A 5,485-nucleotide genomic window follows, 5' to 3' on the forward strand; every position below is an offset into this window, starting at 1 on the left:
CGGATACTTGATGATTTCAAAATCATTCAGGGAAAAATCCGTAATCACCGCAAGAAGGATAGGATTGTTTTTAGGAGCTGCAGGTGTAGGTTTCGTATTGCTGGAAGTCATTGCAAGAGTCTCAGGAATGACTATTTTCTCACCATTGCTTAGGATAGGTAGGATTGAGCAATACTCACTGTCAAGTATTAAGACAGTATTGAGCAATATCCAATTAATAGGGCACAATGCGAATGCATCCTATTGGGGAGCGGAAGGAACCGCCTTCGCAGAAGGATACATTACCTTGCCTATGCAACTCGTATTATTCTTCGGATTGCCTTTCCCAATGTTCTTCGGTATTCTTGTAAACCAGAAGGATACAATCGACTATATGCTTCCAGGAATCTTTGGATGGGGCTTTGACTTCGGTATCCTTGGACTGGTTGGATTGATGGTGTTCGTGCTTGGAACAATCATCATAGGATTCAAGGTACTTAAGATGTACCGTGAAAAAAGAGAGAAGAACAACAAGAAATACCTTGGAAGGGAAGTTCTATTGACAGGTGCACTGGCAGCATTCTGTGCACAATCATTAGTTGGATTATTCATATTCAACCGTTCCATTAACGGTATGGCACTGATGACATTCATATTCGTTGGAATGTTGATTCTGGCTAATGTAGTTACACTCAAAACAAGATCATAAAATTCACATGTGAGGTAGTATAATGAAAGCTTTAGTTTTGCTTGGATGTCCTGAAACTCCATCACAGACTCCACTGGCAGTTTACGTTTACAATAAATTAACAAAAATGGGATATGATACAACAATAGCGGCAAACCCTGCAGCCAAAAAACTGGTGAAGGTTTCAGACCCGGAGGATTATTATCATCTGGACCTTGTTGACTTGGAAAGACATTTGGGGGAAATCAAGGAAGGGGACTATGATTTGCTCGTTGGTTTCGTTCACAAGGATGCTGCAGCATCATTCTTTGTAACATTCGACCAGATATTGCAGACAAAATCATTGGCACTGGTATTCTCAAGGGATGCTGATGAAGTGGCCGAATTCGTAAGCATGATTGAAGAGAGCGGAAGCAACGCACTGATCACTGCCGTTAGGGCTTTCCATAACCCATCTCCAATCAAGGTTAAATTTGACAAAGCAATAAAGGAGTTTGAATAGTCATGTCATTCTGTTTAGATACTTACCTGCAGCAATCAGACAATTATGAGATACATGCTTCAAAAGCGGGCTTTAAGGACTGTGCAATGATTATAAGATTCAAGGCTGATGATTTGGTCTACATCAAGCCAGGCGATGAAGTGCTGGGAGTTCGCGTAATCGGAATTCCACCAATACCAATAGGCTTTGACCATGAAAAGGGAACAGTGTTCCTGCCATACACCAAGCCATGTCACGGAACTTCCGTTGTGGAATTGCCGATTGATGAAGAGGAAATGGAAAAAATTAGAAAACTCGATACCGGTAACAAGAAATGAAATCAACAGTAGTAGGGAGCTTTCCTGTTGAAGTTAAAGAAGCCTCCACAGCAAAAAACAAGTTATTGAATGCGCTTGGCGCATATGACCCTTTCAAGGAATCAATTAAGGACAGTGTCATCGCTCAGCTTGACGCAGGAGTGGACATCATCTCAGACGGTCAGGTTAGAGGAGACATGGTTTCTATTTTTACAAGATACATTCCGGGAATGAAGATAGAGGATGGAAACACTGTAATAGTTTCCAAGATAAGAAACCCCACTCAGGAAATCTCCATTAAGGACTTGCAGTATGCCAAAAAGATAATGAAGGATTATTATGATGGCAACATTCCTGAAGGCCATGGGGTCAAGGGAATCATCACAGGACCTAACACTATCGTTCACTCATCAAGGATTGCCGGATTTTACAAGAACAAGGAGGATGCCATCATTGACCTTGCACATTCCCTGAAATCTGAAGTGGATGCAATAGCCTCCAAGGTGGAGCCGGTCTACATTCAAATTGATGAGCCGTTCCTATCAACAGGAATGGTTGACATGAAGGTTGCAAGCCAGGCCATTGACATATTGCGCGAAAACCTTGAAATACCATTGGCGATGCATGTCTGCGGAACGCTCGATGGCGTATTTAAGGACTTGGCCAAGTTCAATGTTGACATTTTGGATATGGAATTTGCAGGAAACAACGTCAACATCAACGTTTTGGAGGATAATGCCAATCTTATTCTCAACAAGAAAATCGGTTTCGGCTGCGTTGACTCATCAGTGAATACTGTGGACAATATTGATGATGTCGATGACTTGGTTGTAAGGGCAATCAACATTGTCGGCAAGGAAAACCTCCTGCTTGATCCAGATTGCGGGCTTAGGAGATCCCCAAAGGATGTGGCCTTTGAAAAGTTAAGGCTAATGAATGAAGTGAAGGACAAATACAGTTAAGATTATATGACTGAATATTGCAGCAAATGCGGTGAACCGCTAAAGGATGAAGCATTGTTTTGTGCCAATTGCGGTGAGAAAGTCCCCAATAGGCATAATAAATTCTCAAATAGATTTCTCATTTTAATTGTTATTGCAGTGATTGCACTGGCTGCGATAGGTTCAGCTTTTCTTTTTTTCAACCAGGCCCAAACGGTCCAGGTTGACAATGTCGAGTTTGAAATACCTGCCGATTATGTAAGCGTACCGTCCCGCAACAATGTTGAGTATGACGGCAATATCGAATCCACATCCATGGGTTGGAGCAATGACAAGTATTATATTGAAATAGGCATAGTCAAGACTCCTGGAAAGGGCATTGACAGCGATAAGGTTGCATCAACCATCGGAGGCACTCCGCATAAGCTGTTCGGATACTCTGGATATTATCTTGATTATGGAAACGAGGGCTGCGGTTTCGTTTTCGGTCTGAGGGATGAGGTCTGCATGGTATACGCCACAGATTATGATGCGTTTAAGGATATTAAAGTGATTGGCCAAAAATAATGATGCTTTTTTTTTAAGGTAATAGTTGTGTGATGGTTGCGGTGAATGTTATCTAACGATATTCTGTTTTGAAGTTCTTGTCATATAGCTTGGATGCATTAAAGTCTCCAGGGTCTAGAACATCTCCCACTATAATCATTGCAGTCTTTGTTATATTGGCATCTTTAACTTTTCCTGCAATATCCTTGAGGGTTCCTCTAATTATTTGCTGGTCTGGCCAAGTTGCCTTTTTGACGACTGCTACGGGGGTGGTCTCCTCATACCCGACAAGCAGCTCATCAACAACCTTGTCGATCATGCCAACACCCAAAAAGACGCACATGGTTGCATGATGCTTGGAAAAGCTTGCAAGACTCTCGCCAGCAGGCTTTGGAGTTCTTCCTTCCGGACGAGTGATTATGACACTTTGTGAGATTTCAGGTAATGTCAATTCAGTCTCCAGCACGCTTGCAGTGCCGAATAGTGAACTCACGCCGGGGATGATTTCATACTCGATGTCATGCTTTTTAAGCTCACGGATCTGTTCGGCTATGGCGCCGTAGATTGAAGGGTCGCCGGTGTGCACCCGAGCAACCAGCTTGCCCTCATTGACCGCTTCAGTAATGATTCCGTCTGTTTCCTCAAGATTCAAATAAGCGCTATTGTGTATTTCACAGTCATCACGTGCAGGGCTTAAAACATCCTTGTTCACAAGGGAACCTGCATAAATAATGACATCGGCCTTTTCAATGACTCTTCTTCCCTTAACGGTGATTAAATCAGGGTCTCCAGGACCTGCACCAATAAAAATTACTTTGCCTTTCATGGTATAATGTTTAATTTCAATCTTATATAAATATTGACTTGTAATCGGAGTAAACTTTATTAATTCTAATGATAATCTAGAATTATGGACAATAAAGGTTTTATTTCAATGGAATATCTGTTTGCATTATTCATTATAATCATTATTGCCTGCGGCATGTTATTTTTCACACAGGCTTCATTATCGTCAAGTTTTAATATTGAGGATGCCGCCTCCCACAGGCTGATACTGGATGAGGTTGCAAACCAGATCAGCCAGGTGAACTCGAACGGTGAGGGATACTCCAAGATGATTCACCTGCCCTCGGATAAGGGATACTTTGAACTGACGATTCATAAAAACAGGCTGATAATGGAGTATGATGACAAGAAAGGTGAAACACTATTGCCGTTAGCAAACATTGACTCGAACGAGAAGCTTATCAGCGGCCGAAGCTACATTATAACAAAAACCGATGAGGGACTGGTGATAGCATGAATGACAATAGGGGGCAAATATCAGCGGAGTTCCTGTTCTTGTTTGGGGTATTGCTTTTGATACTGTTTTAAGACATGGCTCGCTGCGTAATCTTCTGCACATGATCCCCAATACAGTTTTTCTTTAACGTTTGTTGATAGAGCAATACTCTTTCTAGTGGAGCATAATGCCGCTTTTATTGAATCATGGAGTTCTTCATTGTATTGTATTATCTTATGGCATTGGTAGCTATGACCCAATCCCCAAATTGTTCCATATTTGCAACCAATTGTGAAGCAAGGAAAATTATTTTCTCTAATTTTCTTCCCTTTTCTGACTTCACGTATCATTGTACGAATGTTGCAAATGTAGATAATTAATCTAAAATAAAGATGGCAATGTCGTACATTATAAAGCATCAGTTTTCTATGTTTACATTTCATTGTCGTTATCCTATTTGTTTAACATCCAGCCACACCGTATTGAGTGCGCCTGCTTTCTTTATATCTACTCCATAGATGCGCATGAAGGCATCTACAACGGCTTGGCCGCCGTTGGTGGAGACGGGGTTGGAGAATGAGGAGGTGACGACCTCAACGGACATACCGGGTTCGATGATGATGCCGTTGCTCATCTTTCGCTGTTTGGTTGTGATTCTGAATCTTGGCATAGACGGTTAGTGTTTTGATTGTTATTAAATAAGGTTAATCGAGGCGATACAAAAAGGGGCACGCCCTCACTTTTGCTACACTTGCCCTAGTTAGGTTCTGGAAAATACCCGAAGTCAAACAAATGATAGAAAAGCAGTCCGTGTCCCTCGAAAGGAACATGACTGACTTGACTAAACTGTTTTCGACTTCTAAGTGTAAATTTTCCAGATTCAACTAGGTCAAAGCTTGTCAGCCTGTCATACAATAGACGAACGGATTTTGTCGTCCGATTCATCGTTCTGGTTGCAAATATAGATTGATTTCGGAACATAACAAAACTTTTTCGTACTTTTTTGTATGCACGGACTACTTTTGTAACTATTCAGCGAAGGACTCCAACTTGTTTTTTTGAAACTAATTTGAATAATTAGAATAATTTAGGTCATTAATTTTTATAATTATTGAAATTAGTGGATGAAATTATTCCAATTATTGTAATTTGTTTCTTAAAATCCATCGCGAGGGCGATTCGCTGAATAGTTACCTACTTTTCTTTCTCATCTTTTTGACATGAGATGATTTTTCATTTTACTCATGCCTT

At 41.0% G+C, this 5,485-nt stretch carries 9 protein-coding genes and 1 pseudogene; 7 read left to right on the forward strand and 3 right to left on the reverse strand.

Features of this window, described 5'->3' with window-relative positions; translation table 11 throughout:
- The 5 genes and pseudogenes from QZU77_RS10290 to QZU77_RS10310 form a co-directional block, all read left to right on the forward strand.
- Window positions 1–688: pseudogene (locus QZU77_RS10290) on the forward strand (hypothetical protein); the annotation flags it as partial.
- A gap of 22 nt (window positions 689–710) precedes the next feature.
- Window positions 711–1,169, forward strand: a complete 459-nt coding sequence (locus QZU77_RS10295) for a DUF1890 domain-containing protein (protein ID WP_295603800.1) — start codon at window positions 711–713, stop codon at window positions 1,167–1,169.
- 2 nt (window positions 1,170–1,171) lie between these two features.
- Window positions 1,172–1,486: a DUF1894 domain-containing protein gene (locus QZU77_RS10300; RefSeq protein ID WP_295603802.1), complete on the forward strand. Its 315-nt coding sequence runs from the start codon at window positions 1,172–1,174 to the stop codon at window positions 1,484–1,486.
- On the forward strand, window positions 1,483–2,427 hold the full coding sequence (locus QZU77_RS10305; protein WP_295603804.1) for a methionine synthase: 945 nt from the start codon (window positions 1,483–1,485) through the stop codon (window positions 2,425–2,427). The genes QZU77_RS10300 and QZU77_RS10305 overlap by 4 nt, the downstream gene beginning before the upstream one ends.
- A gap of 6 nt (window positions 2,428–2,433) precedes the next feature.
- Complete coding sequence (locus tag QZU77_RS10310; protein WP_295603806.1) at window positions 2,434–2,973, forward strand: zinc ribbon domain-containing protein; 540 nt, start codon at window positions 2,434–2,436, stop codon at window positions 2,971–2,973.
- A gap of 52 nt (window positions 2,974–3,025) precedes the next feature.
- Here QZU77_RS10310 and cobM read toward each other — a convergent pair whose 3' ends face one another.
- The gene (gene cobM / locus QZU77_RS10315; RefSeq protein ID WP_295603807.1) at window positions 3,026–3,778 is read right to left on the reverse strand and encodes a precorrin-4 C(11)-methyltransferase; all 753 of its coding nucleotides are present in this window, start codon (window positions 3,776–3,778) and stop codon (window positions 3,026–3,028) included.
- 108 nt (window positions 3,779–3,886) lie between these two features.
- Here cobM and QZU77_RS10320 point away from each other — a divergent pair, with 108 nt between their 5' ends.
- Together QZU77_RS10320 and QZU77_RS10880 are read left to right on the forward strand one after the other, a co-directional pair.
- On the forward strand, window positions 3,887–4,255 hold the full coding sequence (locus QZU77_RS10320) for a hypothetical protein (RefSeq protein WP_295603810.1): 369 nt from the start codon (window positions 3,887–3,889) through the stop codon (window positions 4,253–4,255).
- Window positions 4,252–4,326: a class III signal peptide-containing protein gene (locus QZU77_RS10880; RefSeq protein WP_366208878.1), complete on the forward strand. Its 75-nt coding sequence runs from the start codon at window positions 4,252–4,254 to the stop codon at window positions 4,324–4,326. The genes QZU77_RS10320 and QZU77_RS10880 overlap by 4 nt, the downstream gene beginning before the upstream one ends.
- A 356-nt stretch (window positions 4,327–4,682) precedes the next feature.
- On the opposite strand, the gene QZU77_RS10330 is transcribed toward QZU77_RS10880, so the two are convergent.
- The gene (locus tag QZU77_RS10330) at window positions 4,683–4,904 is read right to left on the reverse strand and encodes a DUF6140 family protein (RefSeq protein ID WP_295603814.1); all 222 of its coding nucleotides are present in this window, start codon (window positions 4,902–4,904) and stop codon (window positions 4,683–4,685) included.
- 86 nt (window positions 4,905–4,990) lie between these two features.
- On the reverse strand, window positions 4,991–5,179 hold the full coding sequence (locus QZU77_RS10335) for a hypothetical protein (protein WP_295603816.1): 189 nt from the start codon (window positions 5,177–5,179) through the stop codon (window positions 4,991–4,993).
- Window positions 5,180–5,485: the final 306 nt, after the last annotated feature.

It is taken from the genome of uncultured Methanobrevibacter sp., assembly GCF_902774605.1.
Taxonomy (GTDB): Archaea; Methanobacteriota; Methanobacteria; order Methanobacteriales; family Methanobacteriaceae; genus Methanocatella.